Origin of the sequence: Ramlibacter aquaticus (genome assembly GCF_015159745.1) — a bacterium.
GTDB lineage: Bacteria > Pseudomonadota > Gammaproteobacteria > Burkholderiales > Burkholderiaceae_C > Ramlibacter > Ramlibacter aquaticus.
Genome location: NZ_JADDOJ010000081.1, coordinates 1 through 18519 on the forward strand (window position 1 = coordinate 1; position 18519 = coordinate 18519).

General features: G+C 68.5%; 18 protein-coding genes and 1 pseudogene. 12 read left to right on the forward strand and 7 right to left on the reverse strand.

The window, feature by feature from the left end:
• A pseudogene (locus IM725_RS16320) lies at positions 1-244 on the forward strand (hypothetical protein); the annotation flags it as partial.
• A 14-nt stretch (positions 245-258) separates the two neighbouring features.
• On the opposite strand, the gene ilvA reads toward IM725_RS16320, so the two are convergent.
• Positions 259-1803: a threonine ammonia-lyase, biosynthetic gene (gene ilvA / locus IM725_RS16325; protein ID WP_193781698.1), complete on the reverse strand. Its 1545-nt coding sequence runs from the start codon at positions 1801-1803 to the stop codon at positions 259-261.
• Positions 1804-2020: 217 nt separating this feature from the next.
• Between ilvA and IM725_RS16330 the strand changes: the two genes are divergently transcribed.
• On the forward strand, positions 2021-2470 hold the full coding sequence (locus IM725_RS16330) for an OsmC family protein (protein WP_193781699.1): 450 nt from the start codon (positions 2021-2023) through the stop codon (positions 2468-2470).
• Positions 2471-2527: 57 nt separating this feature from the next.
• On the opposite strand, the gene coq7 is transcribed toward IM725_RS16330, so the two are convergent.
• The gene (coq7, locus tag IM725_RS16335; protein WP_193781700.1) at positions 2528-3145 is read right to left on the reverse strand and encodes a 2-polyprenyl-3-methyl-6-methoxy-1,4-benzoquinone monooxygenase; all 618 of its coding nucleotides are present in this window, start codon (positions 3143-3145) and stop codon (positions 2528-2530) included.
• A gap of 324 nt (positions 3146-3469) precedes the next feature.
• Here coq7 and IM725_RS16340 point away from each other — a divergent pair, with 324 nt between their 5' ends.
• The 8 genes from IM725_RS16340 (at position 3470) to IM725_RS16375 (ending at position 11990) form a co-directional block, all read left to right on the forward strand.
• Complete coding sequence (locus IM725_RS16340) at positions 3470-4570, forward strand: porin (RefSeq protein WP_193781701.1); 1101 nt, start codon at positions 3470-3472, stop codon at positions 4568-4570.
• A gap of 163 nt (positions 4571-4733) precedes the next feature.
• The gene (locus IM725_RS16345) at positions 4734-5714 is read left to right on the forward strand and encodes an ABC transporter permease (protein WP_193781702.1); all 981 of its coding nucleotides are present in this window, start codon (positions 4734-4736) and stop codon (positions 5712-5714) included.
• Positions 5714-6925 (forward strand): M20 aminoacylase family protein, encoded by a 1212-nt coding sequence (locus IM725_RS16350; RefSeq protein ID WP_193781703.1) that lies wholly within the window; start codon positions 5714-5716, stop codon positions 6923-6925. The genes IM725_RS16345 and IM725_RS16350 overlap by 1 nt, the downstream gene beginning before the upstream one ends.
• 32 nt (positions 6926-6957) lie before the next feature.
• Positions 6958-8538, forward strand: coding sequence for an ABC transporter substrate-binding protein (locus tag IM725_RS16355; RefSeq protein WP_193781704.1), 1581 nt, complete (start codon positions 6958-6960; stop codon positions 8536-8538).
• Positions 8538-9470 (forward strand): ABC transporter permease, encoded by a 933-nt coding sequence (locus IM725_RS16360; RefSeq protein WP_193781705.1) that lies wholly within the window; start codon positions 8538-8540, stop codon positions 9468-9470. The genes IM725_RS16355 and IM725_RS16360 overlap by 1 nt, the downstream gene beginning before the upstream one ends.
• Positions 9471-9478: 8 nt before the next feature.
• Entirely contained in the window at positions 9479-10462 is a 984-nt protein-coding gene (locus IM725_RS16365) for an ABC transporter ATP-binding protein (protein ID WP_193781706.1), read from the forward strand.
• Positions 10459-11499, forward strand: a complete 1041-nt coding sequence (locus IM725_RS16370) for an ABC transporter ATP-binding protein (RefSeq protein WP_193781707.1) — start codon at positions 10459-10461, stop codon at positions 11497-11499. Before IM725_RS16365 ends, IM725_RS16370 begins: the two co-directional genes overlap by 4 nt.
• Complete coding sequence (locus tag IM725_RS16375; RefSeq protein ID WP_193781708.1) at positions 11499-11990, forward strand: GNAT family N-acetyltransferase; 492 nt, start codon at positions 11499-11501, stop codon at positions 11988-11990. The genes IM725_RS16370 and IM725_RS16375 overlap by 1 nt, the downstream gene beginning before the upstream one ends.
• A 3-nt stretch (positions 11991-11993) precedes the next feature.
• On the opposite strand, the gene zwf is transcribed toward IM725_RS16375, so the two are convergent.
• Positions 11994-13460, reverse strand: coding sequence for a glucose-6-phosphate dehydrogenase (gene zwf / locus IM725_RS16380; RefSeq protein WP_193781709.1), 1467 nt, complete (start codon positions 13458-13460; stop codon positions 11994-11996).
• Positions 13461-13531: 71 nt separating this feature from the next.
• On the opposite strand from zwf, the gene pgi reads away from it, so the two are divergent.
• Both pgi and IM725_RS16390 read left to right on the forward strand, forming a co-directional pair.
• Positions 13532-15079 carry a glucose-6-phosphate isomerase gene (gene pgi, locus IM725_RS16385; protein ID WP_193781710.1) on the forward strand — a complete coding sequence of 516 codons (1548 nt, stop codon included), beginning with the start codon at positions 13532-13534 and terminating at the stop codon, positions 15077-15079.
• A 77-nt stretch (positions 15080-15156) separates the two neighbouring features.
• Positions 15157-15528: a DUF805 domain-containing protein gene (locus IM725_RS16390; RefSeq protein ID WP_193781711.1), complete on the forward strand. Its 372-nt coding sequence runs from the start codon at positions 15157-15159 to the stop codon at positions 15526-15528.
• Positions 15529-15550: 22 nt separating this feature from the next.
• Here IM725_RS16390 and IM725_RS16395 read toward each other — a convergent pair whose 3' ends face one another.
• The 4 genes from IM725_RS16395 to groES form a co-directional block, all read right to left on the reverse strand.
• On the reverse strand, positions 15551-15712 hold the full coding sequence (locus IM725_RS16395; RefSeq protein ID WP_193781712.1) for a hypothetical protein: 162 nt from the start codon (positions 15710-15712) through the stop codon (positions 15551-15553).
• A 56-nt stretch (positions 15713-15768) separates the two neighbouring features.
• Positions 15769-16041: a hypothetical protein gene (locus IM725_RS16400; RefSeq protein WP_193781713.1), complete on the reverse strand. Its 273-nt coding sequence runs from the start codon at positions 16039-16041 to the stop codon at positions 15769-15771.
• A gap of 238 nt (positions 16042-16279) precedes the next feature.
• Positions 16280-17932, reverse strand: coding sequence for a chaperonin GroEL (groL, locus tag IM725_RS16405; protein WP_193781714.1), 1653 nt, complete (start codon positions 17930-17932; stop codon positions 16280-16282).
• 43 nt (positions 17933-17975) lie between these two features.
• Positions 17976-18296 carry a co-chaperone GroES gene (groES, locus tag IM725_RS16410; RefSeq protein ID WP_193781715.1) on the reverse strand — a complete coding sequence of 107 codons (321 nt, stop codon included), beginning with the start codon at positions 18294-18296 and terminating at the stop codon, positions 17976-17978.
• Positions 18297-18519 lie beyond the last annotated feature (223 nt).

The window sequence follows — 18519 nt, forward strand, 5'->3', positions numbered from 1 at the left end:
GCCCGGCCCTGTGGGCATCCCGCAGCCCATGCCCAACCCCCCCGCGCCCCTCGCCGGCACGGCGCCGGTCTCGCCGCAGGTGCAGCCCGTGCCGCAGGTGTTGCAAGCGCCCCAGGCGACCCAGGTGCCGCAAATCCAGCAGGTCCCCCAGTCTCCGCAAGCCACGGGCATCCCGCCCCAGATGGCGCCCGGCGTGCCGCACATGCAGCCCGGCGCGCGCTCGAGCGCGCGCGCGGGCGAGTGAGGCACCGCGCCTGACTAGGTGCGCAGGAAGAGGCGGTAGACCGGATTCGCGGTCTCTTCCACCCAGGGGTAGCCGAGAGTGTCCAGGAAGGCCTTGAACGCCTTGTCCTCGCCCGCGGGGACCTGCAGCCCCACCAGGATGCGGCCGTAGTCGGCGCCCTGGTTGCGGTAGTGGAACAGGCTGATGTTCCAGCCCGGGCGCATGCTGGAGAGGAACTTCATCAGCGCGCCCGGCCGCTCCGGGAAGACGAAGCGCAGCAGCCGCTCCTCGCCCGCCAGCGGCGAGTGCCCGCCCACCATGTGCCGCACGTGCTCTTTGGCGAGTTCGTCGTGCGTCAGGTCCAGGGTCTCGAAGCCGTGGCGCTTGAAATTGGCGGCGATACGGCCCGACTCGCCCTTGCCGTGCGTGGTCAGGCCGACGAAGACGTGGGCCGCGCGCGCGTCGCTGATGCGGTAATTGAACTCGGTCACGTTGCGCGGGCCGCCCGGCAGCGTGCCTATCACCTCGCAGAAGCGCCGGAAGCTGCCGCGCTCCTCGGGGATGGTGACGGCGAACAGCGCCTCGCGTTCCTCGCCCACCTCGGCCCGCTCGGCCACGAAGCGCAGCCGGTCGAAGTTCATGTTCGCGCCGCACAGGATGGCGGCGTAGGTCTCGCCGCGGGTCTTGTGCTCGGCCACGTACTGCTTGATCGCCGCCACCGCGAGCGCGCCGGCGGGCTCCACGATGCTGCGGGTGTCGATGAACACGTCCTTGATGGCGGCGCACACCGCGTCCGTGTCCACGGTCACGTAGCCGTCGACCAGCTCGCGGGCCACGCGGAAGGTTTCCTCGCCCACCAGCTTCACGGCGGTGCCGTCGGAGAACAGGCCGACGTCGGGCAGCGTGACGCGCTTGCCGGCATCGACCGAGCGGATCATGGCGTCCGAGTCGCTCATCTGGACGCCGATCACCTTCACCTCGGGGCGCACGGCCTTGATGTAGTTCGCAACGCCGGAGATCAGCCCGCCGCCGCCGATGGCCACGAACACGGCATCCAGCGGCCCCTGGTGCTGGCGCAGGATCTCCATGGCGATCGTGCCCTGGCCGGCGATCACGTCCGGGTCGTCGAAGGGGTGGACGAATGTCAGCCCCTGCTCGCGCTCCAGGCTCACAGAATGCTGGTAGGCGTCCGAGTAGCTGTCGCCATGCAGCACCACCTCGCCGCCCAGTGCCTTGACCGCCTCGATCTTGACCTGCGGGGTCGTCACCGGCATCACGATCACCGCCCGGCAGCCGAGCCGGTGGGCCGACATGGCCACGCCCTGGGCGTGGTTGCCGGCCGAGGCGCAGATCACGCCCCGCTCCCGCTGCTGCGGCGTGAGCTGGACCATCTTGTTGTAGGCGCCGCGCAGCTTGAAGCTGAACACGGGCTGCTGGTCCTCGCGCTTGAGCAGGACCTTGTTGTGCAGGCGGCGGCTGAGGTTGCGTGCCGGCTCGAGCGCCGATTCGACCGCGACGTCGTAGACCCGCGCGGTGAGGATCTTCTTGAGGTAATCCCCGGGCTGGAGCGTCTTCTTCATGGCTGGGGTGATGATAAGCGGCCAGAAAAAAGCCCCCGGGCCTTGCGGACCGGGGGCTAAATCCACCAAGGGAGGTGGAGGAGACAAGGGGTCGCACAACGCGCCGCGGGCGGCTGGTTATGCTCTGGATTCAGTATAGCCCTTCGAATGCTGCATTGCAGCAGCGGGGCTTTTGCAGAATGCGACTTTTTTAGGGTCTCCACCCCAGGATCAGCAGATGGAATGCACAGTGAGTTGGACCGGCGCCACGGGCGCGCGCTCGGCCATGGGTTTCGTGGCGGAAACGGGCAGCGGGCATGTGCTGGCCATGGACGGCGCGCCGGACGAGGCGCGGCCCGAGAACGGCGGCCGCAACCTGGCGCCCCGGCCCATGGAGACGCTGCTGGCGGGCACCGGCGGCTGCACCGCCTACGACGTCGTGCTCATCCTCAAGCGCGGACGCCATGACGTGCGCGGCTGCAGCGTCAAGCTCAGCGCCGAGCGGGCCGAGACCGACCCCAAGGTGTTCACCCGCATCCGCATGCACTTCACCGTCAGTGGCCGCGGCATCCCCGCCACGGCCGTGGAACGCGCCATCGCCATGAGCCACGACAAGTACTGCTCGGCCAGCGTGATGCTGGGCAAGACGGCGGAGATCACCACCAGTTTCGAGGTGCTGGAGGCCTGAGGCCCCGGCGGCGCCGGAACGCGACCTGCGGCGGCGCTGCGCCCCACACTGCGAACTTCAGATGTAGTGGGCCGTGGTGGTCATGACCCGTGCCGCGGCGCGCATCAGCGCCCGGGCCGGCGCAGGCAGGGTGACGCCGCCCGCGTGCTGGGCCTCGTCGGCGTGCCGCGCTTCATCTTCCTTCATCTGGACCACGATGGCCCGGGACGCGTGGTCCTGGGCGGGCAGCCGCTCCAGGTGGCTTTGCAGGTGCGCCTCCACCTGTCGTTCGGTCTCGACCACGAAGCCCAGGCTGACCGCGTCGCCCAGTCGTCCGGCCAGCAGCCCCAGACCGAAAGCCCCGGCATACCAGAGCGGGTTCAGGGCCGAGGTGCGGTCGCCCAGTTCGGCCAGGCGTTCCTCGGTCCAGGCCAGGTGATCGGTCTCCTCGGCGGCCGCCTTCTGGAAGTGGGCCTTCAGCGCCGGATTGCGGGTCGCCAGGGCCTGCGCGGTGTAGAGGGCCTGCGCGCACACCTCGCCGACGTGGTTGACCCGCATCAGGGCCGCGGCCTCCTTCTTCTGCGCGGGCTCCAGCCGCGTCTCGTCGGCCGGGATCACTGGGCAGGGGCGGGCGGGGCGGTGGCGCGAGAACAGGGTCCGCAGGGCGCTGTCCGCGGCGGCAATCAGGGCATCCATGGGCACGAGTTTAGGCCGCCGGGCCAGGCCGGGGCGTCAGCAGGGACGCCGGATACTGCAGAGCATCCGTCGTTTTGCATCGCGAAAAGGTCGGAAAAGCGCTGTTGTTTGGCTTCCACTCGGTGCCTGGCATCTGTTGCCAACCCGCAACGAAAGCCCCCAGCGCAGGTTAAATGCTTTGCCTAAGGGGGGGTGGTCTGGTGCAATTGCCTCAACTTCCCAAAAGGAGGTTGGCCCGGGGACCCGGCGGGAGCACGACGCCCTGCGTTTCGTGGCACCCCTGCTCAATTCCGGCGCCCTCTGTTTAACCTTGGAGAAACTTGCATGAAAAAGACCCTGATCGCCATGGCCGCCCTGGCTGCCGCTGGCGTTGCTTCCGCCCAGTCGTCCGTCACCCTGTACGGCGTCGTTGACCTGGGCATCAGCCACGGTTCCGGCAACACCGCCAACTGGACCGGCATGACCTCCGGCAACATCAACTCCTCGCGCCTGGGCTTCAAGGGCACCGAGGACCTGGGTGGCGGCCTGAAGGCCAACTTCGTCCTGGAAGGCGACGTCAAGCCGTTCTCCGGCACGGGCGCGACCTCCGGCCTGGCTTCCGTCAACTCCAACAGCAACAACACCACGGTGCCTTCTGCTGCCAAGGGTGGCTTCACCTTCAACCGTTCCGCCTGGGCCAGCCTGTCCGGCGGCTTCGGCGAACTGCGCCTGGGCCGTGACTACACCCCGACGTTCTACGCTGACGCCAACTACGATCCGTTCGGCGTGAACGGTGCCGGCACCAACCGCATCTTCACGAACGGCCTGGCCGGCAACGTGAACCACCTGCGCGCCTCCAACGCCGTCAGCTACTTCCTGCCCGGCAACCTGGGTGGCTTCAGCGGCCAGCTGATGTACGCGTTCAACAACACCGCCAGCAACGCCGGCGTGACCAAGGACGACGGCAAGTACCTGGGTGGCCGCGTCGGCTACGACGCGGGCCCGATCAGCCTGCTGGTTGCCACCGGCCAGACCAAGTCTGCCGCTCAAGGCGACGTGCGTACCACCAGCATCGCTGGTTCGTACAACCTGGACGTGGCCAAGCTGTCGGCTGAGTACAGCCAGGACAAGTACGGCGCCGCCAACGCGCTGCCGAACGAGAAGCAGAAGGGCTACCTGCTGGGCGCCGTGGTGCCGGTCGGCGATGGCGAGATCCACGCTTCGTTCGTGAGCCAGAAGGCCACCTACGACGCGCAGACCGTCGAAGCCAAGTACAACCAGTACTCGCTGGGCTACGTGTACAACCTGTCCAAGCGCACCGCCCTGTACGCCGACTACTCGCACGTTTCCAACAAGGGTTCTGCCGCCTTCGCGCTGAACTCCGCCGTCATCACCGCCGGTTCTTCCTCCAGCGGCTACGACATCGGCGTGCGCCACTCCTTCTAATCCAGTACCGGCCTTGTGCCGGTCTGAGAATGAAGAAACTTGAAAGACCGCCTTCGGGCGGTCTTTTTTTTGCGCTGCAGAGCCGCATGGCGAGGGCTCCTACGGGCCAACCCGCGTGCGGGCACCCAACTTGCTCTGCTAGCATGGCCCACTCTTTTCACCCATGGTCGCTTTCATACTGCGCAGGCTGTTCCAGGCCGTGATCGTCATGGTCGCGGTGGCGTTCTTCGCCTTCCTGCTTTTCCAGTACGTGGGTGACCCGGTGGTCTTCCTGCTCGGCCAAGACGCCCGGCCCGACCAGATCGCGCAGCTGCGCGCCGACCTGGGCCTGGACCAGCCCTTCTACGTCCAGTTCCTGCATTTCCTCGGCCACGCGGTCCAGGGCGATTTCGGCTTGAGCCTGCGCCAGGGCGCCAAGGTCTCCCGCCTCATCGGCGAGCGCTTCCCGGCCACGCTCGAGCTGTCCCTGGTGGCCGCCGTGATCGCGGTGGCCGTCGGCATTCCCATGGGCGTGTATGCGGCCCTGCGTCGGGGAAGCTTCATGAGCCAGGTGTTCCTGACCTTCTCCCTGCTCGGCGTCTCGCTGCCCACCTTCCTCATCGGCATCCTGCTGATCCTGGTGTTCGCCGTGCTGCTGGGCTGGGCGCCCAGCTTCGGGCGCGGCGAGGTGACGCACCTGGGCTGGTGGACCACCGGCCTCACCACGCGCGACGGGTGGGCCCATGTGGTGTTGCCTGCCATCACGCTGGCCATCTTCCAGCTCACCCTCATCATGCGGCTGGTGCGTGCCGAGATGCTGGAGGTGCTGCGCACCGACTACATCAAGTTCGCCCGTGCCCGCGGCCTGTCCGACCGCGCCATCCATTTCGGCCACGCGCTCAAGAACACCCTGGTGCCGGTGCTGACCATCATCGGCCTGCAGCTGGGCACCCTGATCGCCTTCTCCATCATCACCGAGACCGTGTTCCAGTGGCCGGGCATGGGCCTGCTCTTCATCCAGGCCGTCACCTTCGCCGACATCCCGGTGATGGCGGCCTACCTCTGCCTGATCGCCCTCATCTTCGTCGTCATCAACCTGGTGGTCGACATGCTCTATTTCGCGGTGGACCCGCGCCTGCGCGTGGCCCCCTCCAAAGGACACTGATGCTTGCGCCCCGACTCAAGGCGAACGGCCGCGCCTTCGCCCACATCGCCCAGTACCTGCCGGACCTCACCGCCCTGCGGCGCGACCTGCACGCCCATCCCGAGCTCGGCTTCGAGGAGGTCTACACCTCGGCCCGCGTGGCCGAGGCGCTGCGTGTCTGCGGCGTGGACGAGGTGCACACCGGCATCGGCAAGACCGGCGTGGTGGCCGTGGTGCGCGGCCGCAGCACGGCCAGCGGCCGCATGGTGGGCCTGCGCGCCGACATGGACGCCCTGCCCCTGGCCGAGCAGAACGAATTCGCCTGGCGCTCCACGCAGCAGGGCCTGATGCACGGCTGTGGCCATGACGGCCACACCGCGATGCTGGTGGGCGCCGCGCGCTACCTGGCCGAAACGCGCAACTTCGACGGCACCGCGGTGCTGGTGTTCCAGCCCGGCGAAGAGGGCTACGCCGGCGCCAAGGCCATGATCCAGGACGGCCTGTTCGACCGCTTCCCCGTCGAGGCGATCTACGCGATGCACAACTGGCCGGCCATGAAGCCCGGCACCATCGGCATCAATCCGGGCGCCATGATGGCCGCGGCCGACCGCGTCACCATCGAGGTGACGGGGCGCGGCGGCCACGGCGCGCACCCTTACCTCGCGGTGGACCCGGTGCTGGTCTCTGCCCACATCATCACGGCGGTGCAGAGCATCGTGGCGCGCAACGTGCGCCCCGTGGACGAGGCCGTGATCAGCCTGTGCGCGATCCAGTCCGGTGACCTGCAGGCCTTCAGCGTGATTCCCGGCAAGGCCACGCTGGTGGGCACCGTGCGCACTTTCAGCGTGGAGGTCCAGGCCCTGGTCGAGAAGCGGCTGGCCGAGCTGTGCAGCGCGATCGCGCTGGGCATGGGCGCCACGGCCACCGTCAAGTACGAGCGGGTCTACCCCGCCACGATCAACACCGTCGACGAGGCGAATTTCGCCGCCGACGTGGCCGAGAGCCTGGTCGGGGCCGACCACGTGCAGCGCGACCTGGAGCCCAGCATGGGCGCGGAAGACTTCGCCTTCATGCTGCAGAACAAGCCCGGCGCCTACCTGCGCATCGGCCAGGGCGGCGAGGGCAGCTGTTTCCTGCACAACAGCCGCTACGACTTCAACGACGACATCCTTCCCCTGGGCTCCGCGCTGCACGCGAGCCTGGTCGAGCAGTCCATGCCGCTCAAGGCGTGAAATCCCGTCAATCCCTTCAAGAGGAGTCTTCCATGCAACACCGTCCCAAGCTGCTCGCCCTCGCGCTCGCCGCTGCCCTGGGCGCGCTCCACACCACCGCCGGGGCCGTGACGCTCAAGATCGGCAACCAGGGTGACGCCCTGTCCATGGACCCGCACTCCCTGAACGAGTCGCTGCAGCTGAACATCGACGAGAACGTGTACGAGCCGCTGGTCACCCGGGGCCGTGACTACAAGCTGGCGCCCGCGCTGGCCACCTCCTGGAAGCAGACCTCGCCCACGGTGTGGCACTTCGAACTGCGCAAGGGCGTGCAATTCCACGACGGCACGCCCTTCACCGCGGACGACGTGATCTTCAGCTACGAGCGCGCCAAGGCCGACGGCTCCGACATGAAGACCTACGTCGGTCCCATCAAGGAGATGAAGAAGGTCAACGACCACGCGATCGACATCGTCACCACCGCGCCCTTCCCCATCCTGCCGGAGCTGTTCACGCACTTCGACATCATGAGCAAAAAGTGGTGCGAGGCCAACCAGGCGACGCGCCCCGTCGACCGCCGCAAGGGCATCGAGAACGCCGCCTCGTTCCGGGCCAACGGCACGGGCCCCTACCGCCTGCGTGAGCGCCAGCCCGGCGTGCGGACCACCTTCGTGCGCAACGGCAACTACTGGGGCAAGATCGAAGGCAACGTCGACGAGGTCATCTTCAACGTCATCGGCAACGACGCGACCCGCGTCGCGGCCCTGGTCTCCGGCGAAGTCGACGTGATGGAACCGGTGCCGGTGCAGGACGTGGACCGCATCAAGCAATCCTCCACGCTCAAGGTGCTGCAGGGCCCTGAGCTGCGCGTGATCTTCCTGGGCATGGACCAGAAGCGCGACGAGCTGCTCTTCTCCAACGTCAAGGGCAAGAACCCCTTCAAGGACAAGCGGGTGCGCCAGGCCTTCTACCAGGCCATCGACATCGAGGGCATCAAGCGCAGCGTGATGCGCGGCGCCTCCACGCCCATCGCCGAGATGTTCCCACCCCAGGTCAACGGCTTCGCCCCCGACCTGAACAAGCGCCTGCCGTACGACCCCGAGGCCTCCAAGAAGCTGCTGGCCGAGGCCGGCTACCCGAACGGCTTCGAGGTGACCATGAACTGCCCCAACGACCGCTACGTCAACGACGCGGCGATCTGCCAGGCGGTGGCCGCCAACCTCGCGCGCGTGGGCGTGAAGATCAAGCTCGAGGCCGAGACCAAGGGCACCTACTTCCCCAAGATCCTGCGGCGTGACACCAGCTTCTACATGCTGGGCTGGACGTCCAGCACGGTGGACGCGCACAACGTGCTCTACGCCATCATGTCCACGCCGGGCGAGGGCGGTCGCGGCCAGTTCAACCTGGGCGCCTACAGCAATCCCAAGCTGGACCAGCTCACGGACGCGATTGCTTCCGAAACCGACACCAAGAAGCGCAACGAGATGATCCACGAGGCGATCAAGATCCACGAGGACGACATCGGCCACATCCCGCTGCACCAGCAGGCCCTCAACTGGGGCGCCAAGAAGAACATCGACCTGGTGCAGTGGCCTGACAACGGCATGCCGTGGAGATACGTCACGGTCAAGTGATGGGAGCGACGCAAGCGGGCTGGCTGCAACGCGCCTGGCACAGCGACGTCGGCTACAGCTTCCGCACCTCGCCCGTGGCGATCGGTGCAGCAGCCGTGGCCTTCGTCTGCATCTTCTGTGCGGTGTTCGCCAACTGGGTGGCGCCCCACCACCCCTTCGACCTCGCCACGCTGGAGCTGGGCGATTCATTCCTGCCGCCGCGCTGGCTGGAAGGCGGCAGCGCGAAGTATCTGCTGGGCACGGACGACCAGGGCCGGGACATCCTCTCGGCCATCATGTACGGCGCCCGCATCTCGCTGCTGGTCGGACTGGCGTCGGTCGCGCTCTCGGTGGTGATCGGCGTGAGCCTGGGCCTGCTGGCCGGCTTCGTGGGCGGGCGCACGGACGCCTTCATCATGCGCGTGTGCGACGTGATCCTTTCGTTCCCCGCCATCCTGGTGGCGCTGTTGATCGCGGGCGTGGGCCACGCCATGTTCCCCAACGCGAGCGAGCTGGTGGTGTTCGTCGTGCTCATCCTTTCGATCTCGCTGGCCGGCGGTGGCGGCTGGGTGCAGTACGCCCGCACGGTGCGTGGCTCCACGCTGGTGGAGCGCAACCGGGAGTACGTGCAGGCCGCCCGCGTGACGGGCGTGTCCTCGCTGCGCATCATGCGCCGCCACGTCCTGCCGAACATCCTCGGCCCGGTGATGGTGCTGGCCACCATCCAGGTCGCGACGGCGATCATCACCGAGGCCACGCTGTCCTTCCTGGGCGTGGGCGTGCCGCCCAACTCGCCTTCGCTGGGCACGCTGATCCAGGTCGGCAACAAGTTCCTGTTCTCCGGCAACTGGTGGATCACGGTCTTCCCCGGCGCCATGCTGGTCGCGATCGCGCTCTCGGTGAATTTGCTGGGCGACTGGCTGCGCGACGCCCTCAACCCGCGCCTGCGCTGAAAGCATCGATGAGCCTGCTCGAAGTCAACCACCTGGTGGTCGAGTTCCCCAATCGGCACGGCACGCTGCGCGCGCTGGACGACATCAGCTTCACCATCGCCCCGGGCGAGATCCTGGGCGTGGTGGGCGAATCCGGCGCGGGCAAGTCGCTCACGGGCGCGTCCATCATCGGCCTCCTGGAGCCGCCCGGACGCGTCGCCTCGGGTGAGATCCTGCTCGAAGGCCAGCGCATCGACAACCTGCCGCACGAGCAGATGCGGCACATCCGCGGCCGCAAGATCGGCGCCATCTTCCAGGACCCGCTCACTTCGCTGAACCCGCTGTACACCGTGGGCCGCCAGCTGATCGAGACGATACGCACCCACCTGCCGGTGAGCGAAGCCGAGGCGCGCCAGCGCGCGATCGGCCTGCTGGAGGACACCGGCATCCCGGCCGCCCGTGAGCGCATCGACCACTACCCGCACCAGTTCTCCGGCGGCATGCGCCAGCGTGTGGTGATCGCCCTGGCCCTGGCGGCCGAGCCGCGGCTGATCGTGGCCGACGAGCCGACCACGGCGCTGGACGTCTCCATCCAGGCGCAGATCATCCAGCTGCTCAAGCGCGTGTGCCGCGAGCGCGGCGCCGCCGTCATACTGATCACGCACGACATGGGCGTCATCGCCGAGACCTGCGACCGCGTGGCCGTGATGTATGCCGGCCGCGTGGCCGAGATCGGCCCGGTGCACGACGTCATCAACCACCCCGCCCACCCCTACACCATGGGGCTGATGGCCGCCATTCCCGACATCACGGTGGACCGCGAGCGCCTGAACCAGATCGATGGCGCCATGCCGCGCCTGAACGCCATCCCGCCCGGCTGTGCCTACAACCCGCGTTGCCCCCGCGCCTTCGGGCGTTGCAGCGTGGAACGCCCCGACCTGCTGAATGCAGGGGCCACGCGGGCCGCCTGCTGGCTGCACGACGCCAGCGCCGGGCTGGAGAAGGCCGCATGAGCGCCGCCACCGCCAACCCTGGGCAGGCCACCGGCGTGCAGGCCCAGGCGCCCCTGGTGCGTGCGCACGACCTGGCCCGCACCTTCGACGTGTCGCCGCCCTGGCTGGAGCGCGTGGTCGGTCGCAAGCCGCGCCAGCTGCTGCACGCGGTGGACGGCGTGAGCTTCGAGATCCGCAGCGGCCAGACGCTGGCCCTGGTGGGCGAATCGGGCTGCGGCAAGAGCACCGTCGCCAAGCTGCTGGTCGGCCTGTACGAGCCCAGCCGCGGCCGGCTGGAGTTCGATGGCCAGGATGCGCACGCCGGCTACCGCTCGGCCGGCGCGAAGGCCCTGCGCCGGCGCATCCAGATGATCTTCCAAGACCCCTACGCCAGCCTCAACCCGCGCTGGACGGTGGAGGAGATCATCGGCGAGCCCCTGCAGGAGCACGGCATCATCGCCAGCGCCGCAGACCGGCGCGAGCGCGTCGGCGAGCTGCTGCGCTCGGTGGGCCTGGGGCCGGCCGACATGGAGCGCTATCCGCACCAGTTCTCCGGCGGCCAGCGCCAGCGCATCTCCATCGCGCGGGCCCTGGCCACGCAGCCCGAGTTCCTGGTCTGCGACGAACCCACCTCGGCGCTGGACGTGAGCGTGCAGGCCCAGGTGCTCAACATCATGAAGGACCTGCAGCGTGAGCGGGGCCTGACCTACCTCTTCATCTCGCACAACCTGGCCGTGGTGCGCCACGTGAGCGATTCGGTGGGCGTGATGTACCTGGGCCGGCTGGTCGAGCTGGCGGACAAGCAGTCGCTGTTCGCCAACCCGCGCCACCCCTACACGCGCATGCTGCTGGACGCGATCCCCAAGATGCACGACACGGGCCGCGCCCGCACGCCGGTGCAGGGCGAGGTGCCCAACCCGCTGAACCCGCCCAGCGGCTGCGCCTTCCACCCGCGCTGCCCCCACGCGAATGCGCGCTGCAAGGCCGAGCGTCCCGCGCTGCTGGAGATCGCGGGCATCCGCGTCGCCTGCCACGCGGTCGAGGAAGGCCGCATCTGATGCTGGCGCTCACGCTGCGGCGCGCGAACGAGGCCGACGCCGACACCATTGCCGCCTTCAACAGCGCGATGGCGCTGGCCACCGAGGGCAAGCAGCTCATCCCCGAGGTCATAGGCGCGGGTGTGCGGCGGCTGATGGCCTCGCCGCAGCTGGGCTTCTACTGCGTGGCCGAGCACGAGGGCCGCGTGGTCGGCTGCCTGCTGGTGACCCACGAATGGAGCGACTGGCGCAACGGGCTGCTGTGGTGGATCCAGAGCGTGTACGTGCTGCCGCAATGGCGCCGCCAGGGCGTGTACCGGCAGTTGTACGACTTCGTGCGCGAGCAGGCGAAGGCCGAGCCCGGCGTGTGCGGGTTCCGTCTCTACGTGGAGAAGGACAACGCGGTCGCCCAGGCCACCTACCGCGCACTGGGGATGGTCGCCACGGATTACCTGCTGTTCGAGGAGCTGAAGGCCGGGGTGCGCTTCCTGCGCGAGCCCGGCGAGGCCTGAACCTCAGGCCTCTTCGCTCCAGCAGTATCCATCGCGCGCGATCATCGCGCTGGACGCCGACGGCCCCCAGCTGCCGGCGGCGTACGGCCGGGGCGGCGCATGGCCGCTGCGCCAGTGCTCCAGGATGGGCTCCACCCAGCGCCAGGCCTCCTCCTGCTCGTCGGCGCGCACGAACAGGTTGAGCCGGCCATCGATCACGTCCAGCAGCAGGCGCTCGTAGGCGCCCACGCGCTCCACGCCGAAGCGTTTGTCGAAGTCCAGGTCCAGGTGCACCGGGGCCAGCGGCTGCGGCCCCTGGCGGCTCGCCTGCCGGTTGTCCTGGCCCTCGGCCAGCAGGTGCAGCTCCAGGCCGTCCTTGGGCTGCAGGTGGATCACCAGGCGGTTGGCGCCCCCCAGCGGCGAGCGATAGATGGCGTGCGGTGCGGGCCGGAAGTTGATGACGATGCGGGCATCGCGCTGCGCGAGCCGCTTGCCGGTGCGCAGGTAGAACGGGACGCCGGCCCAGCGCCAGTTGGCGATCTCGGCGCGCAGGGCGACGAAGGTCTCCGTCTCGCTGCCGGGCTTCACCCCGGCCTCCTCGCGGTAGCCCGGCACGGCCTCGCCGCCGACGCGGCCGGCGGTGTACTGGCCGCGCACCAGGTGCTGCTCCAGGGCGGCGGCGCTCCAGGGCTTGAGCGAGCGCAGCACCTTCAGCTTCTCGTCGCGGATCGCATCGGCGTGCGCGTTGATGGGCGGCTCCATCGCGATCGCGCACAGCAGCTGCAGCGCATGGTTCTGCACCATGTCGCGCAGCGCGCCCGTGCTGTCGTAGAAGGCGCCACGCTTTTCGACGCCCAGGTCCTCGGCGATCGTGAGCTGGATGTTGGCGATGGTCTCGCGGCGCCACAGCGGTTCGAACATGGCATTGCCGAAGCGCAGCGCGAACAGGTTCTGCACCGAAGGCTTGCCCAGGTAGTGGTCGATGCGAAAGATCTGGTTCTCGGCCAGCACCCCGCGCACCGTCTCGTTGATCGCGCGGTTGGAGGCCAGGTCGTGCCCCAGCGGCTTCTCCAGCACCAGGCGCGTGCGCGGCGTGTTCAGCCCCGCGGCGGCGAGCTGCTCGCAGGCCGGGCCGAAGAGGGCGGGCGCCGTGGCCAGGTACATCACCACGGTGTCGGCGTCGCGCTCGGCCAGCCGTTCGCGCAAGCGCGCGAAGTCGGCGGGTTGGCTGAGGTCCATGCGCAGGTAGTGCAGCAGGGCGGCGAAGCGGTCGAACTCTTCAGGATTGGGCCGCTTGGCCAGCTCCACGCCCTCGAAGCGCGCGCGGATGAGCTCGCGGTAGGCGGCGTCGTCGAGCGCATCGCGGGCCACGCCGATGATGCGGCCGCCGGCCGGGAGCGAGCCGTGGCGGAAGGCCTGGAACAGCGCGGGCATCAGCTTGCGCCAGGCCAGGTCGCCGGTGCCGCCGAAGAGGACGAGGTCGAAGCTCATGGGGGAGTGCAGTGCGTTGGGGCCACTGTAACCGGACCCACCCTGCACGTGGTGCAACCATAATCGGCCGCATGATCACCGGGCTCTCCAGGCCGCATTGCGACCACACCCAGGCGTGGCAACTGCTGCGCCAGCATCGTGACGGGCAGTTCGCCGGCTTCGACCTGCGCCGGGCTTTCCAGCATGAGCCGGCCCGGTTCGAGACGCACAGCCAGCAGGCGCCTCATGTGTTCGCGGACCTGTCCAAGAACCTCGTCGACGAACACGCACGCTCGCTGCTGCTCGAACTCGCGAGGGAGTGCATGCTGGAACGCCACCGCGACCTGATGTTCGCCGGTGCGCCCGTCAACAACACCGAGGGCCGGGCCGTGAAGCACTGGCTGCTGCGCGTGCCGCGTGGCGCGTCGGCCGACCCCGATGCGGCCGAGGTGCACGAGACGCTGGATGCCATGCTGGACTGTGCGGCCAGCGTGCGTGCCGATGAGGCGATCACCGACGTGGTGAACATCGGCATCGGGGGCTCCGACCTGGGCCCGCAGATGGCCGTGGCCGCGCTCGAGGCCTTCGCCATCCCCGGCAAGCGCTTCCATTTCGTCTCGAACGTGGACGGTCACGAACTGGCGGCCGTGCTGCGCACGCTGCGGCCCGCCTCCACGCTCTTCCTCATCGCCTCCAAGACCTTCACGACGCTGGAGACCATGACGAACGCGCGCTCGGCGCGCGCCTGGTTCGAGGCCGAGGGCGGCCGCGACGTGGCCCGGCACTTCGTCGCCCTCACCACCAACACGCAGGCCGCGGCCGAGTTCGGCATCCGCACCACCTTCGGCTTTCGCGACTGGGTGGGCGGCCGCTACTCGATGTGGTCGTCCATCGGTCTGCCGATCGCGATCGCGATCGGGCCGGAGAATTTCCGTGCGCTGCTGGCGGGCGCGCACGCCATGGACCGGCATTTCGCCACGGCACCGCTGGCGGCCAATTTGCCGGTGCGCCTGGGCCTGCTGGACATCTGGAACCGCAACTTCCTGGGGCAGCCCAGCCGCAGCATCGCGCCCTACCACAGCGCCTTGCGGCGGCTGCCGGCCTACCTGCAGCAGCTCGAGATGGAAAGCAACGGCAAGCGCGTGGACGCCCAGGGGCGGCCCCTGTCCGTGCAGACCTCGCCGGTGCTCTGGGGCGAGCCCGGCACCAACGGCCAGCACGCCTATTTCCAGATGCTGCACCAGGGCACGGACACGGTCCCGGTGGAGTTCATCGCCGTGCGGCAGGCCGCCCACGGCCTGCCGGGCCACCATGCGCAACTCCTCGCGAACGCGCTCGCGCAGGCCCAGGCCCTGATGCAGGGCCGGCCCGATGCCGGCGGCCACCGGGACTTCCCCGGCAACCGGCCGAGCAGCTTCTTCATCCTCGACCGGCTGGACCCGGCCAGCCTGGGCGCCTTCATCGCGATGCAGGAGCACCGCGTGTTCACCAGCGGCTCGATCTGGGGGATCGACAGCTTCGACCAGTGGGGGGTGGAGCTGGGCAAGGTGCTGGCGCAGGACATCGTGCCGCGGCTGGCCACCGGCGAGGTGCAGGGCCTGGATGCCTCGACCGCGGGCCTGCTCGCCCGGCTGCGCTAGGCATTCCTGCCGGGGGGCGCGCTTTGCCGTGCGCGCCGCGGCGCCTATGATCGAGGCGCAACCCAGGAGAACCTGCGATGGATTTCTTCACCTCGGTCAAGACCTGCCTGCTGGACAAATACACCAGCTTCGAAGGCCGGGCCTCGCGCCCCGAGTTCTGGTGGTTCATGCTCTTCTGCGTGCTGGTGCAGGCCGTGGGCCAGGGCATATTCCGCCACTGGCTGATGAGCATCCTGAGCCTGGCGTTGCTGGTGCCCAGCTTCGCGGTCGGCGCGAGGCGGCTGCACGACACCGGGCGCAGCGGCTGGTTCCAGCTGGTGGGGCTCATCCCCCTGATCGGCTGGGCGATCGAGATCTACTGGATGGCCCTGCCCGGGTCACCGGACGCGAACGCCTGGGGCGCCCCCGTCGCGGACGTCCAGCCCGTGCAGGCGCCCGGGCAGTACTAGGCCTCGCCGCGCTCGCCGCGCCTCAGGCGAGCGCGGGCCAGGGCAGGCCGTCCAGGCCCCCCAGCAGCAGGAGCGCGAAGGCCCAGGCCCCCAGCACCAGCAAGAAGCGGGGCGGTTGGCTGCACAAGGCGGTCCACAGCGAATCGTTCGGCCTGGGACGCAGGTACATCACGGAATAAGGCATACGGATCTCCCGGGCGCGATGGCGCCCGTGCCGCGGCGACGGCGCCGCTCAGGGATTCAGAAAGCGCTGGGGCCGGCGTCGTCCTGCGCCGGGAAGGCGACGGTGGACGCGTCCGGCACGGCGAAGACCGCGCCCGTGGGGCCCAGCGGGACCTCGGGGGCGGCGCGTGCCGCCAGGGGAGACTGGATCAGGACGAAAGCGCCTGCCACGCCCGCCGCGAGGGCGAGGGCCAGAACCGACAAGGTGCGGGACCAGGAGACACGGCCGAGTGCCAACTTCGGCGTGCGCAGCTGCAGCGTCGGCGCTGCCTGCCCAGTGAAGACTGCCATTTGCAAACTCCCCTGGCTGTGCGCGCTCTGCGAGATGGCCACGCGGACAGCCGCATGCAGGATATTCGCATGTGACTTTGATTACTAGAGAAGTTACATAGCTGACCGTCAACTGAGCGTGACAGGTGGGGCATGCCGCGCAGCCATGAAAAAGCCGGGCACGCGGCCCGGCTTGTGGTGTGTCCCTCGCGGGAGACGGCGGGCAGGCGGCGCCGTGGCGCCGCGCTGCCGGCGGACATTACATGTCCATGCCGCCCATGCCGCCCATGCCACCCATGCCGCCCATGCCGCCAGGAGCGGCCGCGGACTCGTCCTTGGGCGCTTCGGCGACCATCGCTTCGGTGGTCAGCATCAGCGACGCGACGGACGCGGCGTTCTGCAGCGCGGTGCGGGTCACCTTGGTCGGGTCCAGGATGCCCATCTCGATCATGTCGCCGTAGGTGTCGTTGGCGGCGTTGAAGCCATAGTTGCCCTTGCCACCCAGCACGGCGTTGACGACCACGGAGGGCTCGCCACCGGCGTTGTAGACGATCTCGCGCAGGGGCGCTTCGATGGCCTTGAGCACCAGCTTGATGCCGGCTTCCTGGTCGGCGTTGTCACCCTTGATGGCGCCGGCCAGCTGGCGGGCGCGCAGCAGGGCCACGCCACCGCCGGCAACCACGCCTTCTTCCACCGCGGCACGCGTGGCGTGCAGGGCGTCTTCAACGCGGGCCTTCTTTTCCTTCATCTCGACTTCGGTGGCGGCACCGACCTTGATGACGGCCACGCCGCCGGCCAGCTTGGCCACGCGCTCTTGCAGCTTCTCGCGGTCGTAGTCGCTGGTGGCTTCCTCGATCTGGACGCGGATCTGCTTGACGCGCGCCTCGATGTCACCGGCAGCGCCGGCGCCGTCGATGATGATCGTGTTTTCCTTGCCCACTTCGATGCGCTTGGCCTGGCCCAGGTCGGCCAGGGTGGTCTTCTCGAGCGTCAGGCCCACTTCCTCGGCGATCACCTTGCCGCCCGTCAGGATGGCGATGTCTTCCAGCATGGCCTTGCGGCGGTCGCCGAAACCGGGGGCCTTGACGGCCACGACCTTCAGGATGCCGCGGATGGTGTTGACCACCAGGGTCGCCAGGGCTTCGCCCTCGACTTCCTCGGCGATCACCAGCAGCGGACGGCCGGCCTTGGCCACCTGCTCCAGCGTGGGCAGCAGGTCACGGATGTTGCTGATCTTCTTGTCGTAGAGCAGCACGAAGGGGTTGTCGAGGACCGCGCTCTGCTTCTCGGGGTTGTTGATGAAGTAGGGCGACAGGTAGCCGCGGTCGAACTGCATGCCTTCGACGACGTCCAGCTCGTTGTTCAGCGACTTGCCGTCTTCGACGGTGATCACGCCTTCCTTGCCGACCTTGTCCATCGCGTTGGCGATGATGGTGCCGATGGATTCGTCGCTGTTGGCGGAGATGGAGCCGACCTGCGCGATTTCCTTGGAGGTGGTGGTGGGCTTGGACTGGGCCTTGAGCTGCTCGACCAGGGCCGTCACGGCCTTGTCGATGCCGCGCTTCAGGTCCATCGGGTTCATGCCGGCGGCCACGTACTTCATGCCTTCGCGCACGATGGCCTGGGCCAGCACGGTCGCGGTGGTGGTGCCGTCACCGGCGTTGTCGCTGGTCTTGGAAGCGACTTCCTTGACCATCTGGGCGCCCATGTTCTGGAGCTTGTCCTTGAGCTCGATTTCCTTGGCTACGGACACGCCGTCCTTGGTCACGGTGGGGGCGCCGAAGGAGCGCTCGAGCACCACGTTACGGCCCTTGGGGCCCAGGGTCACCTTGACCGCGTTGGCCAGGATGTTCACGCCTTCGACCATGCGGGCGCGGGCGTCGCCGCCGAAAACAACGTCTTTAGCTGCCATGTTCTATTTCCTCAGGAATACGGATGAATCGGGGGAAGGGCGCTCAGGCGGCCTTCTTGAGGCCGGCGGCGGGGCTGCCTTCGATGACCGCGAACAGGTCATCTTCCTTCATGACGAGGAGCTCTTCGCCATCGACCTTGACGGTCTGGCCGCTGTACTTGCCGAACAGCACGCGGTCGCCGACGGCGACGTTCAGCGCCACGGTCTCGCCCTTGTCGTTCTTGCGGCCCGGGCCGACGGCCAGGATCTCGCCCTGGTCAGGCTTCTCGGCGGCGTTGTCCGGGATCACGATGCCCGACGCGGTGCGGGTTTCGTTTTCCAGACGCTTGACGATCACGCGATCGTGCAGAGGACGAAGTTTCATTGCATCTCCTTGACTGAAATGGAAGGACAACAGGCGCGCCCACGAAAGTGAGCGCTTGTTAACTCAGCAGGATGGTGCGGCAGCACGGCTGTTAGCACTCGACCCTGGCGAGTGCTGATGATAAGGGATGCGGCGCGGGTTTCAAGAGGGGCCCGCAGAAATCCCGGCGCGGGCCGGGGCGGGACGGCGCTGCAGAACCGGCGGGCGGTTGCGGCGCGGGGAG